This is a genomic window from Streptosporangium sp. NPDC000239, from assembly GCF_040300765.1.
Lineage (GTDB): Bacteria > Actinomycetota > Actinomycetes > Streptosporangiales > Streptosporangiaceae > Streptosporangium.
The window spans coordinates 1,151,478-1,172,006 of the sequence record NZ_JBEPEI010000001.1 but is presented as its reverse complement, the minus strand read 5'-3'; the positions used below and the strand labels follow the sequence as shown (position 1 = coordinate 1,172,006).

Below are 20,529 nucleotides of genomic sequence, written 5' to 3'. Positions count from 1 at the left end.
GTGTCGATCGAGAACGGACGGCTCCCGCTCGTCCTGCCGGGGCGGTTCAAGCCCTGGGCGATCGAGGTGGGGCACGGCAAGGTGCTCCTGCGAGGCTTCGACGGCGACCCCGAGGGCGAGGAGAGACCGAGAGTGTTCGACGTCCTGTTCCAGGACGTCTCACGGATCTCCCTGCCCGCCCTCCACTCAGGTTTGCGCCTCACCGTCGCCGATCCCGAGGTGACACGCTCGGAGGAGCGCCGGGTCGGAGAGAACTGGGGAAAGGCGAGGATGTTCCTCCTGGACCCGGACAGAAACTCCGACTACGTGGTCGCGGGGTTCGTGTTCTGGGCGGAGGTGCTCGTCGGTGGCGGCTCGCCGAGCCCCCTCCTGGCCGAGGAACCGGCTGAGGGGTCGATCAGGGGAGCCGTCCACCGTCTCTGAGAGGTCGCGGTCCGCGAGATCCTCCTCTCGCGGACCGCGGTCCGTCAGCCCATCACAGCGGCCCCTGTCCGGCAAAAGTATGAACCGGAAACATTTTCCTCAGAAAGCATGATCGCTACGCTGGTCGTCCATGACTTTCACGCATTCCACGCGATGGCTGGCGGCGGCGACACTCGTCGCCGGGCTGTCCGTGGCCGCACCGGCACACGCCCACGAGGCGGCCGTACCCCCGTCGAGCACCGTCCTGCGCGGCCTGGACCTGGACCGCGCGACCGTCCTGGACATGCAGCGCGCCATGAACCAGAAGCGCTTCGACTCGGTGGCGCTCACCCGCTTCTACCTCGACCGGATCCGTACGGTCGACCCGTTGCTGCACGCGGTCATCTCGACCAACCCCGCGGCGCTGCGGGAGGCCAAGCAGAGCGACCTGCGGCGGCGCCAGGGCGCGCGCGGCCCCCTTGAGGGCATCCCCGTCCTGCTCAAGGACAACATCGCCGCCACCGGACGCGCGAGCGCCGGTTCGCTGGCGCTGCTCGGCTCCCGCCCGGCCCGTGACGCCTTCCTGGTCCAGCGGCTGCGCGCGGCGGGCGCGGTGATCCTCGGCAAGACCAACCTGTCCGAATGGGCCAACTTCCGTTCCAGCGCCTCCTCAAGCGGGTGGAGCGCGGTCGGCGGCCAGACCAACAACCCCTACGTCCTGGACCGCAACCCCTGCGGGTCGAGCAGCGGTTCCGGGGTCGCCGCCGCCGCGAGCCTGGCCGCGGTCACCATCGGCACCGAGACCGACGGCTCGATCGTCTGCCCGGCCGGCATCAACGGCGTCGTCGGGGTCAAACCGACGGTCGGCCTGGTCAGCCGCGCCGGAGTGGTGCCGCTCTCCCTGGCCCAGGACACCGCGGGCCCGCTCACCAGGAACGTCACCGACGCGGCCGCCGTGCTCTCCGTCATCCAGGGGGTTGACCCGCGCGATCCGGCCACCGTGCCGGGCGGCAACCGTGACTACCTCAAGGCGCTGCGGCCGGACGCGCTCGCCGGTAAGCGCATCGGCGTCTGGCGTTCGGCCGCGGGGAACAAGCGGGAGGTGGTCGCCGCCCTGGACGCCACCATCGCCACGCTCAGGGCACGCGGCGCGACCGTGGTCGACAACCTCGAACTGACGGGGACGGACGAGGCGGCCGAGCAGGAGTTCCCGGCTCTGACGAACGAGTTCAAGCACGACGTCAACGCCTATCTGGCCGAGGCCCCCGGGAAGCACCCGGCGGACCTGGCCGGGCTGATCGAGTTCAACAAGAAGCACGCCTCGACCGAACTCCGCTACTTCGGGCAGGAGCTGTTCGAGCAGGCGCAGGCGACCAGCGGCGACCTGAACGACTTCGAGTACCGCGCCGCGAGGGAGAAGGCGACCTCGCTCTCCCGTGACGCGATCAACTCCGTGATCTCCACCAACCGGCTCGACGCGGTGCTCGCCCCGACCAACAACGGGGCCTGGGTGACCAATCTGACCAAGGGTGACGACTTCACCGACTTCGTCGCCACCTCCTCGCCCTCGGCCATGGCGGGCTACCCGGCGGTCACGGTCCCCGGTGGATACGCCAAGGACGTGCTGCCGCTCGGCGTGACGTTCTTCGGCGGCCGTTTCTCCGAGCCGACGCTGATCGCCATCAGCTACGCGTTCGAGCAGGCGAGCCAGGTGCGCAAGCCGCCGACCTACCTGCGGACGCTGCCCTGACCGGGGCCCTTTCCGGCTGACGGCCGCACCCCGCGGACGGGTCTCCGCCCGTGGGGTGCCCTCCGGAAATCCCGACTCTGAGACTAGGATTTTCGATCCTAGGGAAAACACTCCGCTTCTCGTCCGTCTCGGGCGATGAGACCGTTTCGGCCGTGTCCCGGTGCGCGGGCGCACCGCCCGCGCACCCCGATCAAGGCTCAAGGAGTGTCATGTCCTCTTCGTCCTTCCCCACCGTCGGCAGGGCCGTCGTCGTCTCCTCCTACGGAGGCGCCGAGGAACTGCGGCTCGCCGAGGTGCCCGTCCCCTCCCCCGGTCCCGGCCAGGTGCTGCTGCGGGTACGCGCCGCCGGGGTCAACCCGGTCGACTGGAAGATCCGGGCCGGACTGCTCAAGGAGTTCCTGCCGGTCGACCTGCCGTACACGCCGGGAGGCGAGGCGGCCGGTGAGGTGGTGGCGGTCGGCGAGGGCGTGAGCGCCTGGGCGGCCGGGGACGAGGTCCTCGGCCCGGTCGCGGGCGGGTACGCCGAGTACGCCCTCGCCGACGCCGCCCAGCTCTCCGCCAAACCGGCCGGCCTGTCCTGGGAGGCCGCCTCCGGGCTGTACACCTCGGCGGAGACGGCCAACCGGGTGCTGGACCTCCTCAAGGTCGATGCGGGGGAGACCCTGCTGGTCCACGGGGCCGCCGGCGGCGTCGGCGGCCTGGTGGTGCAGTTCGCGGTAGCGTCCGGCGCCCGTGTCGTCGGTACGGCCGGCGCGGCGAACCACGATTACCTGCGTGAGCTCGGCGCGGTTCCTGTCTCCTATGGAGAGGGGGTGTTCGACCGGGTTCGTGAGGTGGCGCCCCAGGGGGTGGACGCCGTGCTGGACGCGGCCGGGGGCGCGCTGGCCGGTTCGGTCGGCCTCCTCGGTGGCCCCGAGCGGATCGTCGGCATCGTGAGCGTGCCGGAGGCCGTCGAGACCGGGACGCGCTTCACCGGGGGCGGCGAGGGGGAGAGCCACGGTGTCCAGGCCGTGGCACGGGCCCTGGCCCTGCACGCGGCAGGGACCCTCGCCCTGCCGGTCCGCGCCGTCCTCCCGCTGGCCGACGCCGCGGGGGCGCACCGGCTCAGCGAGGAGGGGCACGGACGCGGCAAGATCGTCCTGGTGCCCTGACTCCCGTGAGAAGTCACCCGGGTGGCTCTTGATCAACACGTGTGGGATTCGGTTGACTTGACCCCGGAAGAGCAAGGTCAAGAAAACAGGGTGTCAAACGACAGAGGGGACCTGTCAGAAATGCACGTGCTTTTCGTACCTGCTCCGGGAATCGGGCATGTGTTTCCCATGGTGCCGCTCGCGTGGGCGTTCCGCCTCGCCGGCCACGAGGTCACCTTCGCCGCCGCCGGGGACGCCCTCGCGGTCCGCGACGCCGGGTTCCTCACACTGGACGCCGTACCCGGCCTCACCACGGCGCGGATGATCGCCGACTTCCAGGAGGGCCCCGCGGCCGAGCGTCTCCAGCAGCCCCGGGAGGGCATCAGTCCCGAGGAGCTGGAGCAGATCAAGCCGCTCGTCGTCGCGATGTGGGACGGCTACGTGGACGGGCACGTCAGGCTCGCCGAGCGCCTGCGCCCTGACCTGATCGTCTACGACCCGATCTTCACCGCGGGGCCGGTGGCCGCCGCCAAGCTGGGCGTGCCGTGTGTCGCGCACAACTACGGGGTCGGCGGGTTCGAGCCCGAGGTCTTCGATCGGGCGCCCGCGAACGAGGCGTTCCTGCGCCACGGCGTCACGGTGCCCAAGGGCGTCGAGACGATCGGCGTCGTCCCGTCCTCCCTGGTGATCGGACCCCGGCCCCGGTGGTCGATGCGTTACACGCCCTACAACGGCGGCGGGCTGCTGCCCGAGTGGCTGCTCGACGAGGGCGACCGGCCCCGGGTCGCGGTCACCCTGGGCACGGTGGTTCCCGAGACCCACGGGCTCGGCGAGTTCGCCCCGATCATCGAGGCGGCCGAGGCGGTGGACGCGGAGTTCGTGATCGCCACGGGCTCCGGCGAGACCTCGTGGTCCACGCCCCTGCCGCCGAACGTCCGGGTGACCGGCTGGGTGCCGCTCGGGGCTCTGCTGCGCGGCAGCGCGGCGGCCATCCACCACGGCGGCGCGGGCACCACGCTGACCTGCTCCGCGCTGGGCGTTCCGCAGCTCATCCTGCCCAACGGGGCCGACCGGCACATCAACGCCGAGACGCTGGCCGCCAGGGGCAGCGCGCTCACCACACTGATCGGTGACCTGCAGGTGCCGCTGATCGAGCGCCTGCTGACCGACGAGGCGCTGCGCGCGACGGCGCACGAGGTCAGGGCCGAGATCGAGGCGCTGCCCACACCGGCCGAGATCGCCGCCGAACTGGCGGCGCTGTACACCCCGGACGCGCTCAGGCCCGCCGTGGTGTGACGCCGCGGGCCGGCCCGGCCCTACCCCGGACCTCATGTCACGGGTACGGCCGGGCCGGTCAGGGCAGCTGCCACAGGTGGGTGCGCTGCCCCTCGTGGTCGAGGACGCACAGGATCTCCGCCGGGCCGTCCTCGGCCCCGAAGGCGTGCGGGATCATGGTGGAGAACTCGGCCGCCTGCCCGGCCTCGACCCTGATGGTCCGCTCCCCCAGCAGCAGCGTGAGGGTTCCGGACAGGACGGTGAACCAGTCTCTGCCGGGGTGGACCTTCAGCTCGTCAACGCCGCGCCGTACGGGCTTGGTGACGCGCATCTTCGCGACGGTCACCCCGTGTGGCCCGTCGCGCCCGCCCAGCATCCAGGTGGTCAGCCCCCGCGCCTCGTCGTGCCTCGGCCTGATCACCACGTCCTCGTCGCCCACGGGCTCGACGAGCTGGTCGATGGTGGTGCCCAGGGCCCGGGCGATCGCGCTGAGCTGGTCGAGGCTGATGCGCCGGTGGCCGGTCTCGATACGGCTCAGGGTCGAGGGGCTCAGGTAGCAGCGGCCCGCCAGGTCGTCAAGCGACCAGCCCCTGGCCACGCGCAACCCTCTGATCCGCCCGCGCACCACGCTGTCGAGATCACCGTCTTGCTTCATACGCAAGATGGTATGTCATCGACGCAAACTCCTCGTAGGGTTCCCTCATGGGAAACCCTCACCACCACCATCATCACCACGCCACCGCCGACCACGACGGCTCGGGCATGGCCGAGCTGCTCGATCTGGACGCGGAGGTCCTGCACGCCCACCTGGCCGAGGTGACGGACCTGATCGCCGGACTGGCCGCGGACTCGCCGCCCCGTACGATCCTCGACCTGGGCAGTGGTACGGGAACCGGCGTCCTGACGCTGCTCGCGCGGTTCGGGGAGGCCGAGGGGATCGCCCTCGACCAGGACGAGCACATGCTGCGCCGCCTCACGGACCGGGCCCGCGCCCTCGGCCTCGACCGGCGGGTCCGCACCGTCCAGGCGGACCTGGACACCGCCTGGCCGTCCGTCGGCGCCGTCGACCTGGTCTGGGCCTCGGCCTCCATGCACCACATGGCGGACCCCGGCCGCGTCCTGGCCGACGTCCACGCGGCCCTCAGACCCGGAGGGCTGCTGGCCGTACTCGAAATGGACTCCCTGCCGATGCCGCGTTTCCTGCCCGACGACCAGGGCGTCGGCCGTCCCGGGCTTGAGGCGCGCTGTCACGCCCGCCTGGCGGAGATGCGCGCCGAGCACATGCCGCTCCTGGGATCCGACTGGGGAGCGCCGCTGGCCGAGGCCGGGTTCATCGTCGAGACCGAGCGGAACTTCGCCATCGACCTGCGGCCGCCGCTGCCCGCCGCGACGGGCCGCTACGCCCTGGCGACCCTGCGGCGCGTCCGCTCCGGCGTCGAGAACCTGCTGGACGCCGACGACCTGGCCGCGCTCGACGTTCTCCTCGACGGCGACGGCCCGGAGTGCGTGCTGCGGCGGACGGACCTCACCGTCCGTACCACGAGGACCGTGTGGCTGGCCAGAAGGCCGTGACCGGCGGGCCGGACGACCGCCCGGACGGCTGTGTGGTCGCGCCGGACCGGATCAGGCGGGCAACCGGTCGACCGGCCCGTCGAGGTGATCAGGGGTGATCGGGCCCGCATCGCACGGGACGCGCATGTAGCTCGGCACCAGGAGACGGTCCGGCACTCCCAGGGCGTCGGACGGGTCCTGCCCGCCGGACCGCCGCGGGCGAGGGGTTCGTGCGGGCACCGGCGCGCCGGAGCTGGAGGACTGCCACGGACGACAACACCAGCGCGCCGCCGGCGAGCTGCACCGGGGTCAGGGACTCGCCGAGGAAGACAGCGGCCAGCGCGGCGGTGACGACGGGCTCGAAGGTGGACATGATGGCGGCGGTCGACGGGCCGGTGCGCCTGAGCCCGGCGAAGAAGGTCAGCATCGCCACGACGGTGGAGACCACGGCGATGCAGGCCAGCCAGAGCCATCCCGGCGCCCCGAAACGGAGATCGACGCCGCCGGTGAGCAGGGCGCGGGCGCCGAGGGTGCCGGCCGCACCGGTCATCACCAGCGCGGACAGCGCCACCGGTGCCAGTCGGTGCACGACGGTGTCGGCGACGAGGATGTAGACGGTGTAGGTGATCGCGGAGGTGAAGGCCAGCAGCGCCCCGAGCGGGTGGAAGCTCACGCCGCCGGCGCCGAGCAGGACCAGAAGCGTTCCGCCCGAGGCGGCCGCCAGCGCCGCTCCGCGTGCGGGGGTGAGCCGGTCACGGCCGAGCAGCACCGCCACCACGGTGACCATGACCGGGTAGGTGTAGAGGATCAGAGCCAGCAGGGACGCGTCCATCAGCCGCAGCGCGGAGAAGAACAGGCTCGCCTGCGTGGCGTACCCGACGGCACCCAGGCCGACGGCGACGGCCGTCACCCTGCCGCGCGTCATCGCCGGCCGACCGGCCGCCTCACCCCGGGGGGAACCGGAGGCGGCGCGGCGCAGCCCCGGCCGTACCAGCAGGACGATCCCGAGCAGGACGGCGGCCAGGGCGAAGCGCACCAGCAGCAGCGCCCCGGGGGAGACACCGGCGTCGTAGGCGAGCTTGCCGAAGATCGCCATGGCGCCGAAGCAGGCCGCGGACAAAAGACACAGTGCTGCACCCATGCGCCCAAGGATTGGGCACCTGACCCATCGGGTCCAGCGATGTTTCCCGGAGGTGACCCGTTAGGGTTTCCGAATGATCGAGCTGGACCTTCGACGGCTGCGCTTTCTGCGGGAGTTCGAGGAACGAGGCACCCTGGCCGCGGTCGCCGCGGCCCTTGGCTACAGCCCCTCCACGGTCTCCCAGCAGCTCGCCCTGCTGGAGAGGGAAACCGGCGCCCGGCTGCTCGACAAGGCCGGGCGCGGTGTGCGGCTCACCGACGCCGGACGCCTGCTCGCTCAGCACGCGCGGGTGTTGCTTTCGGCCGCCGAGGCTGCGGAAGCCGACCTTGCCACCCTCAGCGGCGTCATCCGGGGCACTGTCCGCGCCGGCGGCCTGCAATCGGCGGCCCGCCGCCTCCTCATCCCGGCGGTGGCCCGCATGAAGGCGGACCACCCGCAGGTTCGCGTGGAGATCTTCGAACTGGAGCTCGAACGGTCCCTGCCGGGTCTACGCCTGGGCGCGGTCGATCTCGTCATCGGCGACGAGTACGACAGCCACCCCCGCCCTCGCCCGGCCGGGCTCCGCTTCACGCTTCTGCTCGAAGAACACCTGAAGATCGTGCTACCGGCCGCGCATCGGCTCGCCCGGCCCGGGAGACCCGTGGCGCTCACCGACCTGCGATCCGACATCTGGGCCGCCTCGGCCGAGGGCACCGGTCACCACGCCATGGTCGTCGGGACCTGCCGCGCCCTCGGCGGCTACGAGCCCGACATCCGGCACCGCTCCAGCGACGCCGACGTCCAACTCGAACTCGTCCGCGCCGCGACCGCCGTCGCCCTCATGCCGACCCTGAGCCTGCCCGGCGACGACCCCGCCCTGGCGATCCGGGACATCGCAGAAACCACCCTCAGACGCCGCCTGGTCGCCGTCGCCCGGGACACCCCGCCCACTCCCGCGCTGACCGCCCTCCTGACAGCCGTGACGGACCAGGTGCGCAAACTCGGCCTGTAGAAGCCCGTCGGGTCAACCGTCCGGCGTTGTTCCCGGACCGGAAACCGTGGGCGGTCCACAGCGGAAGAGGTCAGGGCAGAGCGATTCGATCCAGGACGTGAGGTCCACGGCCTCGACCTCGAAGTCCTCGGGGCCCAGGTCGCCCAGGTCTGACGAGAACACGGCGGAGCACGGATCACCGGCACGCAGGAGAAACCCGCGGCCACCGCTGTCGTCGCCGATGAGGACGAAACCCGGTGCGCACCGCGTGACGTCGTAGGTGGCGTTGCGTTCACCGATGCACCCAGCCGGGTACACGGTCACACCGGCATCGGTCGCCAGGCCGTCCTTCACCTTCCACAGGGCCACCAGCGGAGCCGGAAGGCCCGGCCCGATTTCGGCCCGGGCGCGCGCCACATCGGCCGGCGTGGCCGCCGCCTGCCCGGGAACCGGCTCCGCCATGTCGACCTCGTCCCTCCGTCCTGCCGGGTTCGCGGCTCCGGGAATCCGAAGCGACCCCGGCGCCACGACAAGCATGGGAACGAACACTGTCACCAGGCCCGTCCGCGGGCAAACCACCGCCCTGCCCGATCGCACTCCACGGCTGGAGTACCGGACCTTCACCTCCACCCCGCTGAACATCCTGGAGAACGGACTCTGTGTCGACCGGCGACGGGTTCACCGGGCTTCCGGCCTGCCGCATGGCCGTCCGGATCGCCGCGATCGTACCGGTGGCCGGGCCTTCTGCCCCGGTACCGGCGACGACCGCGGTCCCGCTCGTGCCATCTCGGTCATCGACGTCCACGGAACGAACGACGGGACCATCCCCTGTGGGGGAAGCGTCACGCGGGGCCCTCCCGACATCCGGAAACGGATCTTCACGTGGGTGGTACGCAACGACCGCGCCAGGCGTGCCTCCCCCGGCATCGCGATCTCCCTGCGGGGGAACCGCGCCGAGGACGCGGAAGTCGAGCACGTCGCGACGGCGGCCCGGGGAACTCCAGGAGGGACGCGGTGAACGGCCCCACGTTCCGACAAAGGAAATGACAGAGCATGTTTTCCCGGTGTTCCACACCCGGCAGCCGTGAGGCGACACGGCCTTTCTGGGCATCCGGAACACGCGTTCTCCGGCGAATGAGCTCATCCGTAAAGCGAAGACCCATATCCCGGGAAATCCAGCGAAGACCGGCCACGCCCCGAGAGAAAACGCCGGGCGGCCTGGCCACATCCCCGAGCACACACCTCGGGGGCCCACGACCACAGGCGTCCAGACCGTCCCGGATAACACAATCCAAACGACACATAGTGAAATTTCACTTCAATCGAATGGGAATCGTATAACCCTACGCCGCCCAAACCGGGGGACTTGACGAAGATGATCTTATCGATCAAGATTTCCCTCCGATTGTGTGCTCATTCCGTGACACCCCCTACTCGGCCGAGCGCACCAACTGGAGGAATCTCGCATGAGAAGTTCTCTCAACGGCAGAGGGAGCGGCCGCGTCGTGGCCGCGTTCGTCCTGCCCGTCGTCCTGGCGCTCGGCGCCACCCCGGTGCTCGCCAGCCCCCCTCCCCCGGCCCTGTCCGGCGGTGAGGTGGTCCCCGACCGGCAGCCGAGCACCACGCAGGACGGGGTCGCCCTGCTGCGGGTCGTCGTCCCCGACCAGGCGGCCGTCGACCGCCTCAACGCCCTGGGCGTCGACCTCGCGGAGTACCGCAAGGCCGTCGACGACGGGATCGAGGTGCACGCCGTACTCAGCCCCCAAGAGGCGCGGGAGCTGCGCGGGCAGGGCTTCGACGTCCGTGACGCCGTGCCCGGCCAGGCCGCCTTCGCGGCGAACCAGGCGGAACGGCGGACCGCGATGTCGGCCGCGGTCACCGCCGCGCAGCAGAACGACACCCTGACCCCGCTGCGCGCGGAGTGGTTCACCAGCACCGACGACCGGCGGTTCCTCTCGGTCGAGGTCAAGTCGAGCGCGACCGACGCCGAGACCGTGCTCACGGCCACCTGGGACTCGGGGCGGGGCACTCCCCCCGACTCGGGCGGAACGGCCACGCTGTCACGCCTCACCGACGCCGGACAGTACATGTACCACCGCTTCGACTACCCGCTGCCGGTGACGCAGGCCCCCTCGCGGGTGACGATCAAGAGCAGCCGCGGCGGCTCGGTCACGGTCCCGGTCACCAGGTGGCTCGGCGAACGGCGCACACCGCCCGGCGGGCACTACGTCTCCGACTTCGTCGACCACTACATGGACCCGACCGAGGTCACCGGCCGGATCACCGCCCTGGCCGCCGAGTTCCCCAGGATCACCCAGATCATCGACCTGCCGTACAAGACGAACGGCTACCGCAGGGCCGCGCAGGCGCAGTTCGGCACGGGCGCGGCGAGCACGTTCTACGTGACCTCGACCGCGTACGGCTCGCAGGGCGGCAACGACGTCAGCCTCGCCCTGACCCGCCCCGAGGCCGCCTCCTCCCCGCTGAGCGTCACGGTCACCGGCAAGGACGTCGTGGTCGGCCTGGCCACCGACGCCTCCGGCGCGATCTCCAGCACCGCCCGTCAGGTGGTCGACGCGCTCAACGCGAACACCGCGGCCTCGGCGCTGCTGACCGCCGCCACCTACCGGGGCGACCAGGGCGGCGGTCTGGTCGCCGTGGCCCCCGCGACCCGGCTGACCGACGGCCTGAAGGCGCCGCAGAGTGTCTCACGTGAGCCGTTCCAGATGAAGGCGCTGCGCGTCGGCACCAAACGGGGCGGTCCGAAGGTCGGCGTCTTCCTCTACTGCCAGGAGCACGCCCGTGAGTGGGTGACCCCGCTGGTCTGCGTGGAGACGGCGGAACGGCTGCTGCGCAACTACGCGCACGACCCGCGGACCAGGAGGATCGTCGACGACCTCGACATCTTCATCCTGCCGACGTCCAACCCGGACGGCGGGCACTACAGCTTCTACGACTACAACATGCAGCGCAAGAACATGACCAACCACTGCCCGGCCAAGGCCGCCGACCCGGCCTCGCGCAACTCGTGGGGCGTCGACCTGAACCGCAACTTCTCCGTCGGCTCCATGTTCGACGGCTACCTCGGGGCCTCCTCCGACTGCACCAGCGGCGTGTTCGCGGGCCCGTCCGAGCTGTCGGAGCCCGAGGACCGCAACCAGGTCTGGCTCACCAGGAAGTACCCCAACATCAAGTTCGCGATGAACACCCACTCCTACGGCGGCTACTTCATGTGGCCCCCCGGCGCCTACAAGGAGGCCGGTCGCGAGACGCTGCCGCGGACCGATCTCGGCACGGAGAACTACTTCTGGGAGTCCTCCCGGCACATCCTGTCCGCGGTGCAGGAGAGGCGTGGCACCGCGATCTGGCCCGGCCGTACCGGGCCGGTGCCCGACGTGCTGTACTCGGCGGCGGGCAACAGCGCCGACGAGCACTGGTACAACCGCGGCATCATCGGCTGGGACTTCGAGGTCGGCGCCGACCTCTACGACCCGGCGACCAAGCGCTTCCAGCCGGTGGGCTTCCAGCCTCCGTTCGCCGAGGGGCACGAGGAGGCGATGGAGTTCTCCAGCGGCCAGATCGCCATCCTGGAGGTCGCCAGGGCCTACTCGGGCGACCGGCGGCGTCCCGGCTCCGAGCTGAAGGTGACCGGCAGGACCGGCGCCTCGGCCACGTTCACCTTCACCACCGACGAGCCCGCGAACGTCTACTACACGCTGGACGGCAGCAGGCCGACGCTGAACTCTCCCAAGCTCGTCGCCGCCGGGACGCGTGAGGGGGCGCAGCGGATCACGGTCGACCGTACGACCGAGGTGCACTGGTTCTCCGTGGACATCGCGGGCAACGTGGAGCGCGGCTACCGCCCGGGCGGGCCGGGCGCGAACTACCGCAGGCAGCGGGTCGAGGTACGCGGCGACCGATGACCGTTGACCCGGTACGGCCGCCGGCCCAGGCCGGCGGCCGTACCGGGCATGACCGGCCCTTTGCGGATTGATGACACACAGTTACAGTCAATAACTGTGTGTACCATTCCCCGGCTTCCTGTTCCCCGGTCCGACATCCACCCTCGTGTCCTCCGGTAACCCGGCCGCCGTCAGGCTCGCGCGCGGGACGCTGGTGCTCGCCGCGCTGGCCGTCGTGACGCTCGGCCGGGGCGGTGAGCGGACCGCCTCCCTCCCCCCGGTGCCGGCCGGGTGTCCGGCGCCCGCCGTCGTCTCCCACCGCGGGTACGGCCCGCCGGGCACGGAGAACACCCTCAGGGCCTTCCGCGACGCCCTGGCGGCGGGGTCCGGACAGGTCGAGCTGGACGTCCACTTCACCAGGGACCACCAGCCGGTGCTGATGCACGACGCCACGGTCGACCGGACGACCACGGGCACGGGACGGGTCTCCGGCATGACCCTGTCCCGTTTCCGCGCGCTGCGCACCCTGGGCGGCGAGCGGCCCGCGACGCTGGACGAGGCGCTGCGGCTCCTGCGCGCGGCAGGCGGCCGGACGCTGCTCGACCTCAAGGAGGTCCCGGACGCGGCGGACCTGCGTTCCCTCTCCGGCGAGTACCACCGGCTGAACGCCTACCGGTGGGCGAGCCTGATGTCGTTCTCCCCGGACACGCTGCGGGCGGTGCGCTCCATCCACGCGCGCCGGGGCCTGCTGGCCAGGACGGCCCCTCCTGTCTCGCTGGCCAGGAGGTTCGCCTTCGTCGGAATCCGTCACGACAGGCTCACCGGAAAGCTGGCCCGCGCGTACGCGCGGGCCGGGGTCGCCGTCTACGCCTGGACCCCCAACGACCCCGCCGCGTGGCGGCGCCTGGCGGGCTACGGCGTCGAACACGTCGTCACCGACGAGACACCCGCCTACCTGGCGTGGGCCGTGCGGCGGTGCGGGACCGGCCCGGTACGGCGTCAGCGCTTGGCGGCCCGCAGGACGACGAACTTCGGGTCGCTCGCGACGACCTCGCAGTTGCCGAAGAGCCTGCGCAGCTTCACGTGGTAGCCGAGGTGCCGGTTTCCCACGACCCACAGCTCACCTCCGCGGCGCAGTGCGGCGCGGGCGCCGGTGAACATCCGCCAGGCGGTCTCGTCGGTCGTCGCCCGGTGGCTGTGGAAGGGCGGGTTGTTCAGCACCAGGTCGACCGATCCGGCGGGCGTCCCGGACAGGCAGTCGCCGACGAGGAACTCCGCCCTGTCCGGGGCGGGGACGTCGTTGGCCAGGAACGTGGCCCGCGCCGAGGCGACCGCCTGGTGGGACTCGTCGACGAAGGTCACCCGCGCCTCCTCGTCGGCCAGCGCCACGGCCAGGCCGACGACTCCGTTGCCGCAACCCAGGTCGACCACGTGCTCCGGCCCCTTGCGGCCGGGAAGGTTCCTCAGGAAGAACCTGGTGCCGATGTCGAGGCGGTCGGCGCAGAAGACGCCCGCGTGGTTGACGACGGTCAGGCCGGAGACCGCTCCGACGTCGCCGGGCAGCGTGTAGCTCAGCGGCCAGGGGTTGACGGCCGGGGCCGGGCGCGGCTCCGGCGTGCAGAAGATCAGCCGTGCCTTCCTGACCGCCAGCGACGTCCTGGTCGGCCCGAGGACGCGCTCGAACAGCCGCAGCGTCGAGGTGTGGATCTCGGTGACCATCCCGGCGCCGACGACGACGGTGCCCGGGTGCACGGCCGGGGCCAGACGGCACAGCTGGTCCTCCAGGAGTGCCAGGCTCTTGGGCACCCTGACCAGCAGCACGTCGATCCGCTCCGGGGGCGTGTCCCCGGTCGACAGGAGCCGGACGGCGTCCTGATCGATCCCGTTGCGGGCGAGGTTCGCCCGGGTCGCCTCCTGGGTGAGGAAGGAGTCGGTGATCTGCACGGGCGCGGGCCGGTGGGCGGCCAGCGCGGTGGCCAGGGCTCCCCACCGGTCACCGGACACGACCACCGTGCCGGACAGGGCGACCGGCTCGCCGTCCGCCCCTTCGAGGTGCCGCAGGAGATACTCGTCGGCGGCGTCCCAGGCGCGTAGCTCCTGCCGGGAGTGCTCGGGGAAACGGGCGAGTTCGAACTCGCCCCTTGAGGTCGTCAAACGGTTCATCGCGCCTCAGGCTAGCCCAGCGGCGACGTCCCCCGGTCTTCTCGGGGCCTGACCCGGCTGACAGGATGACGGTCATGGCCCCAGTGGCGTCAGCGCTCCGTCTGCCGCGGGCACTCGTCTTCGCGACGTTGTGCCTCGTGGTCTCCGGCGGTGGCCACGCCCTGGCCGGGGGCAGGGCGGTGCCGCCGTACACAGCCGTCCTCGGGGGGATCGTCGCCCTCTGCCTCGGCTACGCCCTCAACGGGCACGAGCGCGGCCCGCAGGTCGTGCTTCCCGCGAGCGTGGGCGTACAGGTCCTGCTGCACGAGCTGTTCAGCCGGGCCGCGCCCGTGCCGTACCCGGTGATCCCGCTGGCCCACGGGCACGCCCGGCCCGGCATGACGGCGGTCCACCTCGCGGCGGCGCTGCTGACCGGCTGGTGGCTGTGGCGCGGCGAGAGCGCCCTGTGGCTCATGATCCGCGTGTACGGCGCGCGGCTCCCGATCCTTCCGGTGCTCGCCGCCACCTGGACGCCCGCGGCCGTTCCCGTTCTCGTGCCGTTCGTCGAGGCCGTGCCCCTCCCGAGCGGGTGGGCCTGCCCGGTTCCGCGCAGGCGCGGGCCGCCCGCGCTTCCGCGCGCCGGCTGAGGGAGACCCTGGCGGGTCCGGTGGCCGGCGCGCCCCGTGATCGGGTGCCCCTGCCGGGGGTGCCTTCCGCCTTGCCCGGCCGCGCCGATCGCGCGTCCGGAAGTCTCCATGGAGTCCGTTATGGCATATCTGCCGCAGTTCATACGCAGAATGGTCCTGGCGGTCGCGGGCTGCGGGGTCCTCCTCGTCCTGACCGCGCCCGCGGCGCTCGCCCACGACCAGCTGCGCAGCAGTTCCCCGGCGAAGAACGCCGAGGTGTCCTCCCCCGAGCGGATCGAGCTGGTCTTCAGCTCCCGGGTCCACTTCCCCGCCGTCGTCCTGCGCCGGACGGACAACACACAGGCGCCCCTGGGCACGCCGCGCACCGAGGGACCGAAGGTGACCGCCGACGTGACACAGCCGCTGGCCCCGGGTGGATACGTGATCGCCTGGCGGGTCGTCTCCTCGGACGGCCACCCCATCGAGGGCGAGATCCCCTTCACCGTGACCGGTTCCGGAGAGCCGTCAGCACCGGGTGAATCCGTCGCGCCCACCGCCTCCGCGGTCCAGGTCTCGGCCTCACCGGCACCCGCCGCGGCGGGTGAGGAGGCTCCGAGCGGCATCCCCTGGTGGATCTGGGCCGCTCTGGCGGCACTCGCGGCGATCGGCGCGGTCGTCTGGTACAGAACGCCCCGTCACGACCGCCCCACGCCGGAGGAATGAGCCCGCGGGCGAACCGCAGGGCGCCGGGATACGTGATGAGGACATGATTAACAGGGTCGTCACCGTCCTCCTCCTGCTGGCCGCCGCCATCGTGGCCTTTCCCGGCACCGCGTGCGCCTGCAGTTGCGCCCCGCTCCAACCCACGGAACAGGTGGGGAACGCGAGTGTCGTCTTCACCGGGACGGTGCTCGCCTCCCGCCCGGCCAAGACCGACGCGTCCGTGCCGGCGCCGGTCGTCTACACCTTCAGGGCCGACCAGGTCTACAAGGGGCAGGCACTGACCGAGTACCAGGTGACGACCAACGCCGACAGCGCGGCCTGCGGCTACAACTTCGAGCAGGGGGCCCGGTACCTGGTGTTCGCGTCCTCCAGGAAGAGCGGCATGATCCCGACCGAGCCGGGGCTGCCGCTGCACACGGCGCTGTGCGACGGCGACCACCGGGTGCGCGCCGGGACGGGGGCGCTGGTCGCGGACGACGGGATCGAGGGGCAGCCGCTGCCCGCGGCCCTGTTGTCCGCGCTCGGCACGCCCACCCGTCCCACTGTCACCACCACCCCCGTGACCCCCGCCCCCGCCGCCTCCTCGGGCGGGGGCTCCTCGCCGTCTCCGTGGGTCTACGTGGCCGGGGCGCTGGTCCTGGCCGCACTGGCGCTGGCCGGGTGGCGGCTGGCCAACCGGCGCGGCGCGTAACCCCGCCGCCCGCGCGGGCCGGTCACTTCGCCGGGCGCCGTCCCTCGACGGTGGCCATCGGGGGCCGCTCGGCCACGGCCACGTCGCGCACGGTCACCTGGTGGCCGTGCGCCCCCCTGCGGAACTGGGCCAGCCGGGGCGAGGGCGTGTGCAGCGAGACCATCTTGTTGTGCCGTTCCAGGCGGGACCAGGCGGTCTGCAGGATCTGCGCGGCCATCCCGCCGAGCGCCTCGGTCGACTGGTGGGAGTGGACACGCCTGCCCAGGTCCACCTGGGCGAGGGCGTCGAGGCCGACGAGTTCGAGCAGGTCGACCAGCAGCGCCAGCTCGACTCCGTAGCCGGTGACGAAGGGGACCCGCTCAAGCACGCAGCGCCGCCCGGCGTACTCACCCGCCAGGGGCTGCACGAATCCGGCCAGCAGCGGCCAGTGCAGGTTGAGCAGCGGCCTGGCGACCAGCTCGGTGACCCGCCCGCCCCCGCTCTGCACATTCTGCAGCGGCCGGTCGTAGCAGCCCTTGACGTAGACCACACCGGGATCGTCGAGCAGCGGGCCGAGCAGCCCGGTCACGAACGACGTGCGGAACTCACGCAGGTCGGCGTCGACGAAGACCAGCAGGTCGCCCGAGGTCACCGCGAGGGACTTCCACAGGGCCTCCCCCTTGCCGTCCAGCGGTTTCAGGTCCGGCAGGATCTCGTCCTGGGCGACCACCCTGGCCCCGGCCTGCGCGGCGCGCGCCGCGGTCTCGTCCACGGAGCGTGAGTCGATGACCACGATCTCGTCGACGAGCGGGGTCCTCTCGACCAGGTCGCGCCGGATCGCCGTGACGATCTCACCGACCGTCTCGGCCTCGTCACGCGCGGGAAGCACGACACTGATCGTGCTGTTCCCCTTGGCCTTGAGCAACCAGGGCAGGGACCAGTCATCCGACGACGAGGTGCGCCTGCCCAGCCATGCCTCCACCTCAGGCAGCACAGCCCTTCCTTCCCAGCACCTCGAAATCCACGGGTATCACCCTATGCGGCTCCTATTCTCGGCGGGTACGGGCTCCCGTACCCGCCGCGCAGTGGGAAGATCGGCTCAGAGCGGAGCGAGGAGGGACGGTATGGACCCGGTGGCCGTGATGAGGGCGGCGCGCACCGTCCGTGACGAACTCGGCGGCATGCCGGGTGAGCCTCCGGCAGAGCTCGGCGCCCGGCTCGATCCGCTGCTCGCCGGGGAGGGCGGGCAGCCGCCAGGACCGCTCGCCGAGGCCGTGGTCGCCCTCATCTCCCAGTACGGCCCCGCGTGGGAACGCTTCTGCCTGCTGCTCGGCCAGGACGCGCCCCCGCAGGAGGAGCCTCCGGCCGCGAGCACCGGCCCGCTCGGCCGCGTCCCGTCCGGCGCCTCCCCCGGGCCCGCGCGCTCGGTGATCGGCAGACTGACCGGCGCCTTCCGCCGTCGCCGCAGGCAGGGCGAGTCGTCCGCCGCCGGGCAGGCACCCCCGCTTCCCCTCATCGAGGCGCCCGCCGAGGTCGTCGCGGGCTGGGGAGCCGAGGTCGAGGTCGGCCTGGTGGCCGAGGAGGCACCCGGTGGGCGGGCGGCGCCGTACGGCGGGCTCGGACCTGCCGATCTTGACATCCAGATCGTCGCGGAGGGGTTCGAGGCGCCCGGCGGCTGGCGGGTACGGCTGCGCGCAGACGAGGCCTCGCCGTACCCCAGGGCGAAGGTCGGCCTGGTCGCCGCGGCGCAGGAGCAGCCGGTCACCGCCAGGCAGATCCAGGTGGTGCACGCGGTGCGCGGCCAGGTGGTCGGTTTCGGTGTGCGGGCGCTGGCGGTCCTCGACTCCCCCGGCCTGCTCGGCAGGGACAACGCCCCGCATCCGGTGGCCGGAACCCGGGTTCGGCTCGCCGAGACCGGGCAGGCGCCGGACGTCACGGCGGTCGTCGTCCACGGTGACCGGCCGGGACGGCTGTGGTGGACCTACCAGTCGCCGCACTTCGTCACCCCCGACCAGGCGGAGGTCTGCGAGCTGGGCATGCGGGCCTCGGAGTTCGGGCGGGGCCTGGCCGAGCAGTCCCTGCCCCTGGAGGAGGTGGGGGCGCGGGTCGCGGCGCACGTCCCGCCGGGGTTCTGGGAGCTGCTCAACGCGGTGGCCGGGCGGGTGTCGCCCCGGCGGCCGAGTGTGCTCTTCCTGTCCCAGGAGCCACACGTCCCGTGGGATCTGGCCGTGCTCCAGCATCCGTTCGACCGGTCCCTGCCCGGTTTCCTGAACTGCCAGGCGGTGACGGGGCGCTGGCCGCTCGGCGGGAACCGCCCTGAGCTGCCGCCTCCGGCGCGGGCGGGCGGGCGGGGCATGGCGGTCGTGCACGGCGGGCCGCACCCGCACCCGCTGGTCTCCGCCTTCGGCGCCAGGCAGGTCGGCACCTCGCTGGGCGAGGTGCTCGCGCTGCTGGGCGACCCGCCGGACGTGGTGCACTTCGCCACGGGCGGCCCGGCCCCCGAGTCCCTCGGCCGGGGCATGGGCGGTGGCGCGTTCGTCTTCCTCGACGAGCCCGGTGACTGCCAGCCGTTCCTGCTGGCGGGGGCGTGCGCCGCCGTCGCGCCGTTCAGGCCCGTCGGGGACGGCCTGGTCGAGGAGTTCCACCGGCGCGCCCTGGCCGGGGAGCCTCCGGCCGAGGTGCTGCGCTCGCTGCGCTGCGTCGCCCCGGCGACGGCGCCCGCCTACCAGTTCTTCGGCAACCCCTGGCTCGTGCTGGAGCGCGATCAGCCCGCGGCGTGACGTTCGAGGAAGGCGTAGACGTCGGCCTCGTCGACGCCGGGGAACGACCCCGGCGGCAGCGCGGCCAGGACGTGGGAGTTGCCGCGCGCCGAGGGCCAGGCGTAGCCGTCCCAGCGCTGGGCCAGCTCGACGGGCGGGCGGCGGCAGCAGTCACCGGTCGGGCAGTTCGACCTGGTGCGGTTGGTCGTCTCCCTGCCGCGGAACCAGCGTGACTCCCGGTACGGCACGCCCAGGGTGATCGCGAAGTCCCGCTCCCGCGAGGGGTCGACGTGGGCGATGCAGAAGTAGGTGCCGGTCGGCGAGTCGGAGTACTGGTAGAAGACCGAGAACCTGTCCGGGGAGCGGAAGACCTGGCGTCCCGACCACTGCAGGCACATCCGCTGACCCTCGATCGCCCCCTGCTCGTCGGCGGGGAAGACGATGCCGTCGTTCTCGTAGGCCTTGAAGATGATCCCGCCCGCGTCGTTGCGGACGAAGTGACAGGTCAGGTCGAGGAAGTGGGTGGCGAGGTTGGTGAAGCGGTGCGCGGCCATCTCGTAGGAGACGGCGAACACGTCCCTGAGGTCCTCGACGCTGAGCGCCCTGTCCTGTTTCGCCTCCCTGAGGAAGGGCACGGCGGTCGCCTCGGGCACCAGCACCGCGGCGGCGAAGTAGTTGGCCTCGGTCCGCTGGCGCAGGAAGTCGGCGAAGTCGCGGGGCCTGTGGTGGCCCAGGGCGAGGTGGCCGAGTGTCTGCAGCAGGATCGTGCGCGGGGTGTGCATGCCGAGTTGCTCGTGCTTGACGTAGATGCGCCGGTTGCGCAGGTCGGTGATGGAGCGCACCGTGCGGGGCAGGTCCTGGACGGTCTGCACGGTGTAGCCGAAGTGGGTGACCAGGGCCTGGACCGTGCCCTGCGACAGCGCCCCGGTACGGTAGCCGACCGCGGACAGCGCCTCGGCCGCGGCCTTCTCGATTTCCTCGAAGTGGTTTCCCCGTTCGCGCTGCATGCGCCGCAGTTCGGCGTTGGCGACCCGCGCCTCCTCCGGGGTCGCGGTGCCTCTGGCCTGACGTGAGCGCAGCTCGCCGTACAGGCCGAGGATGTGTTCGAGCACGTCGTTGGGGACGCGGGCGGAGACCTTCAGCCTGGCCAGGCCGAGTCCGGCGTACAGCGGGTCGCGCTGGGCCTCCTCAAGCTCCATCTCCAGCTGGGCCCTGCGGTTGGGCGCCTGGCGGCGCAGCAGTTCCTCGACGGGCACGCCGAGCGCGACGGAAAGGGACTTCAGCAGCGACAGCTTGGGTTCGCGCTTGCCGTTCTCCAGCAGCGACAGCTGACTCGGCGCGCGGCCGACGCGTTCACCGAGGTCGGAGAGGGTGAGGCCGCGCTGCTTGCGCAGGTGTCTCAGCCGCTGCCCGAACGCGATGAGGTCGAGCTCCTGCGTCAAGGACAGCGGTTCTTCTCCGACGAGCGATGCCATACCACGATGCTAA

The 20,529-nt window shown here is 72.0% G+C and carries 19 protein-coding genes; 13 read left to right on the top strand and 6 right to left on the bottom strand.

Annotated features, from left to right (window positions below; all coding sequences use genetic code 11):
• The 4 genes from ABT340_RS05395 (at nucleotide 1) to ABT340_RS05380 (ending at nucleotide 4,578) form a co-directional block, all read left to right on the top strand.
• A complete protein-coding gene (locus ABT340_RS05395) occupies nucleotides 1–423 on the top strand; it encodes a hypothetical protein (RefSeq protein ID WP_352009410.1) in 423 nt (140 codons plus the stop codon).
• 130 nt (nucleotides 424–553) lie between these two features.
• Nucleotides 554–2,152 (top strand): amidase, encoded by a 1,599-nt coding sequence (locus ABT340_RS05390; RefSeq protein ID WP_352009409.1) that lies wholly within the window; start codon nucleotides 554–556, stop codon nucleotides 2,150–2,152.
• A gap of 209 nt (nucleotides 2,153–2,361) precedes the next feature.
• Nucleotides 2,362–3,303: an NADP-dependent oxidoreductase gene (locus ABT340_RS05385; protein ID WP_352009408.1), complete on the top strand. Its 942-nt coding sequence runs from the start codon at nucleotides 2,362–2,364 to the stop codon at nucleotides 3,301–3,303.
• Nucleotides 3,304–3,471: 168 nt separating this feature from the next.
• Nucleotides 3,472–4,578 (top strand): nucleotide disphospho-sugar-binding domain-containing protein, encoded by a 1,107-nt coding sequence (locus ABT340_RS05380; protein WP_352009407.1) that lies wholly within the window; start codon nucleotides 3,472–3,474, stop codon nucleotides 4,576–4,578.
• A 58-nt stretch (nucleotides 4,579–4,636) separates the two neighbouring features.
• On the opposite strand, the gene ABT340_RS05375 is transcribed toward ABT340_RS05380, so the two are convergent.
• Nucleotides 4,637–5,212, bottom strand: coding sequence for a helix-turn-helix domain-containing protein (locus ABT340_RS05375; protein WP_352009406.1), 576 nt, complete (start codon nucleotides 5,210–5,212; stop codon nucleotides 4,637–4,639).
• Nucleotides 5,213–5,259: 47 nt separating this feature from the next.
• Here ABT340_RS05375 and ABT340_RS05370 point away from each other — a divergent pair, with 47 nt between their 5' ends.
• Nucleotides 5,260–6,129 (top strand): class I SAM-dependent methyltransferase, encoded by an 870-nt coding sequence (locus tag ABT340_RS05370; RefSeq protein ID WP_352009405.1) that lies wholly within the window; start codon nucleotides 5,260–5,262, stop codon nucleotides 6,127–6,129.
• An 88-nt stretch (nucleotides 6,130–6,217) separates the two neighbouring features.
• On the opposite strand, the gene ABT340_RS05365 is transcribed toward ABT340_RS05370, so the two are convergent.
• On the bottom strand, nucleotides 6,218–7,249 hold the full coding sequence (locus tag ABT340_RS05365; protein WP_352009404.1) for a DMT family transporter: 1,032 nt from the start codon (nucleotides 7,247–7,249) through the stop codon (nucleotides 6,218–6,220).
• Nucleotides 7,250–7,322: 73 nt separating this feature from the next.
• On the opposite strand from ABT340_RS05365, the gene ABT340_RS05360 reads away from it, so the two are divergent.
• Nucleotides 7,323–8,240, top strand: coding sequence for a LysR family transcriptional regulator (locus ABT340_RS05360; protein WP_352009403.1), 918 nt, complete (start codon nucleotides 7,323–7,325; stop codon nucleotides 8,238–8,240).
• 12 nt (nucleotides 8,241–8,252) lie between these two features.
• Here ABT340_RS05360 and ABT340_RS05355 read toward each other — a convergent pair whose 3' ends face one another.
• A complete protein-coding gene (locus tag ABT340_RS05355; RefSeq protein WP_352009402.1) occupies nucleotides 8,253–8,681 on the bottom strand; it encodes an SMI1/KNR4 family protein in 429 nt (142 codons plus the stop codon).
• A 424-nt stretch (nucleotides 8,682–9,105) separates the two neighbouring features.
• Between ABT340_RS05355 and ABT340_RS05350 the strand changes: the two genes are divergently transcribed.
• The 3 genes from ABT340_RS05350 (at nucleotide 9,106) to ABT340_RS05340 (ending at nucleotide 13,211) form a co-directional block, all read left to right on the top strand.
• Nucleotides 9,106–9,237 (top strand): hypothetical protein, encoded by a 132-nt coding sequence (locus ABT340_RS05350; RefSeq protein ID WP_352009401.1) that lies wholly within the window; start codon nucleotides 9,106–9,108, stop codon nucleotides 9,235–9,237.
• A 448-nt stretch (nucleotides 9,238–9,685) separates the two neighbouring features.
• Complete coding sequence (locus ABT340_RS05345; RefSeq protein WP_352009400.1) at nucleotides 9,686–12,142, top strand: M14 family metallopeptidase; 2,457 nt, start codon at nucleotides 9,686–9,688, stop codon at nucleotides 12,140–12,142.
• A gap of 145 nt (nucleotides 12,143–12,287) precedes the next feature.
• A complete protein-coding gene (locus ABT340_RS05340; protein WP_352009399.1) occupies nucleotides 12,288–13,211 on the top strand; it encodes a glycerophosphodiester phosphodiesterase in 924 nt (307 codons plus the stop codon).
• Here ABT340_RS05340 and ABT340_RS05335 read toward each other — a convergent pair.
• Complete coding sequence (locus tag ABT340_RS05335) at nucleotides 13,121–14,284, bottom strand: methyltransferase (protein ID WP_352009398.1); 1,164 nt, start codon at nucleotides 14,282–14,284, stop codon at nucleotides 13,121–13,123. The two genes, ABT340_RS05340 and ABT340_RS05335, sit on opposite strands and share 91 nt — an antisense overlap.
• A 74-nt stretch (nucleotides 14,285–14,358) precedes the next feature.
• On the opposite strand from ABT340_RS05335, the gene ABT340_RS05330 reads away from it, so the two are divergent.
• From ABT340_RS05330 to ABT340_RS05320, 3 genes are all read left to right on the top strand, one after another.
• Nucleotides 14,359–14,910, top strand: a complete 552-nt coding sequence (locus ABT340_RS05330) for a hypothetical protein (RefSeq protein ID WP_352009397.1) — start codon at nucleotides 14,359–14,361, stop codon at nucleotides 14,908–14,910.
• Between the two features lie 120 nt (nucleotides 14,911–15,030).
• Nucleotides 15,031–15,612 carry a copper resistance CopC family protein gene (locus ABT340_RS05325; protein ID WP_352009396.1) on the top strand — a complete coding sequence of 194 codons (582 nt, stop codon included), beginning with the start codon at nucleotides 15,031–15,033 and terminating at the stop codon, nucleotides 15,610–15,612.
• A 43-nt stretch (nucleotides 15,613–15,655) separates the two neighbouring features.
• Nucleotides 15,656–16,303, top strand: coding sequence for a hypothetical protein (locus ABT340_RS05320; RefSeq protein ID WP_352009395.1), 648 nt, complete (start codon nucleotides 15,656–15,658; stop codon nucleotides 16,301–16,303).
• A gap of 22 nt (nucleotides 16,304–16,325) precedes the next feature.
• Here ABT340_RS05320 and ABT340_RS05315 read toward each other — a convergent pair whose 3' ends face one another.
• Complete coding sequence (locus tag ABT340_RS05315; protein ID WP_352009394.1) at nucleotides 16,326–17,276, bottom strand: glucosyl-3-phosphoglycerate synthase; 951 nt, start codon at nucleotides 17,274–17,276, stop codon at nucleotides 16,326–16,328.
• 130 nt (nucleotides 17,277–17,406) lie between these two features.
• On the opposite strand from ABT340_RS05315, the gene ABT340_RS05310 reads away from it, so the two are divergent.
• Nucleotides 17,407–19,062, top strand: a complete 1,656-nt coding sequence (locus ABT340_RS05310; protein WP_352009393.1) for a hypothetical protein — start codon at nucleotides 17,407–17,409, stop codon at nucleotides 19,060–19,062.
• Here the strand turns inward: ABT340_RS05310 and ABT340_RS05305 are convergent.
• Entirely contained in the window at nucleotides 19,047–20,516 is a 1,470-nt protein-coding gene (locus ABT340_RS05305; protein ID WP_352009392.1) for a helix-turn-helix domain-containing protein, read from the bottom strand. The genes ABT340_RS05310 and ABT340_RS05305 overlap by 16 nt on opposite strands.
• Between the last annotated feature and the right edge of the window lie 13 nt (nucleotides 20,517–20,529).

Coding starts and splice junctions, on each gene's coding strand:
- ABT340_RS05390 (WP_352009409.1), top strand. CDS start 554: ATGACTTTCACGCATTCCACGCGATGGCTGGCGGCGGCGACACTCGTC.
- ABT340_RS05385 (WP_352009408.1), top strand. CDS start 2,362: ATGTCCTCTTCGTCCTTCCCCACCGTCGGCAGGGCCGTCGTCGTCTCC.
- ABT340_RS05380 (WP_352009407.1), top strand. CDS start 3,472: ATGGTGCCGCTCGCGTGGGCGTTCCGCCTCGCCGGCCACGAGGTCACC.
- ABT340_RS05375 (WP_352009406.1), bottom strand. CDS start 5,212: ATGAAGCAAGACGGTGATCTCGACAGCGTGGTGCGCGGGCGGATCAGA.
- ABT340_RS05370 (WP_352009405.1), top strand. CDS start 5,260: ATGGGAAACCCTCACCACCACCATCATCACCACGCCACCGCCGACCAC.
- ABT340_RS05365 (WP_352009404.1), bottom strand. CDS start 7,249: ATGGGTGCAGCACTGTGTCTTTTGTCCGCGGCCTGCTTCGGCGCCATG.
- ABT340_RS05360 (WP_352009403.1), top strand. CDS start 7,323: ATGATCGAGCTGGACCTTCGACGGCTGCGCTTTCTGCGGGAGTTCGAG.
- ABT340_RS05355 (WP_352009402.1), bottom strand. CDS start 8,681: ATGGCGGAGCCGGTTCCCGGGCAGGCGGCGGCCACGCCGGCCGATGTG.
- ABT340_RS05345 (WP_352009400.1), top strand. CDS start 9,686: ATGAGAAGTTCTCTCAACGGCAGAGGGAGCGGCCGCGTCGTGGCCGCG.
- ABT340_RS05335 (WP_352009398.1), bottom strand. CDS start 14,284: ATGAACCGTTTGACGACCTCAAGGGGCGAGTTCGAACTCGCCCGTTTC.
- ABT340_RS05330 (WP_352009397.1), top strand. CDS start 14,359: ATGGCCCCAGTGGCGTCAGCGCTCCGTCTGCCGCGGGCACTCGTCTTC.
- ABT340_RS05325 (WP_352009396.1), top strand. CDS start 15,031: ATGGCATATCTGCCGCAGTTCATACGCAGAATGGTCCTGGCGGTCGCG.
- ABT340_RS05320 (WP_352009395.1), top strand. CDS start 15,656: ATGATTAACAGGGTCGTCACCGTCCTCCTCCTGCTGGCCGCCGCCATC.
- ABT340_RS05310 (WP_352009393.1), top strand. CDS start 17,407: ATGGACCCGGTGGCCGTGATGAGGGCGGCGCGCACCGTCCGTGACGAA.
- ABT340_RS05305 (WP_352009392.1), bottom strand. CDS start 20,516: ATGGCATCGCTCGTCGGAGAAGAACCGCTGTCCTTGACGCAGGAGCTC.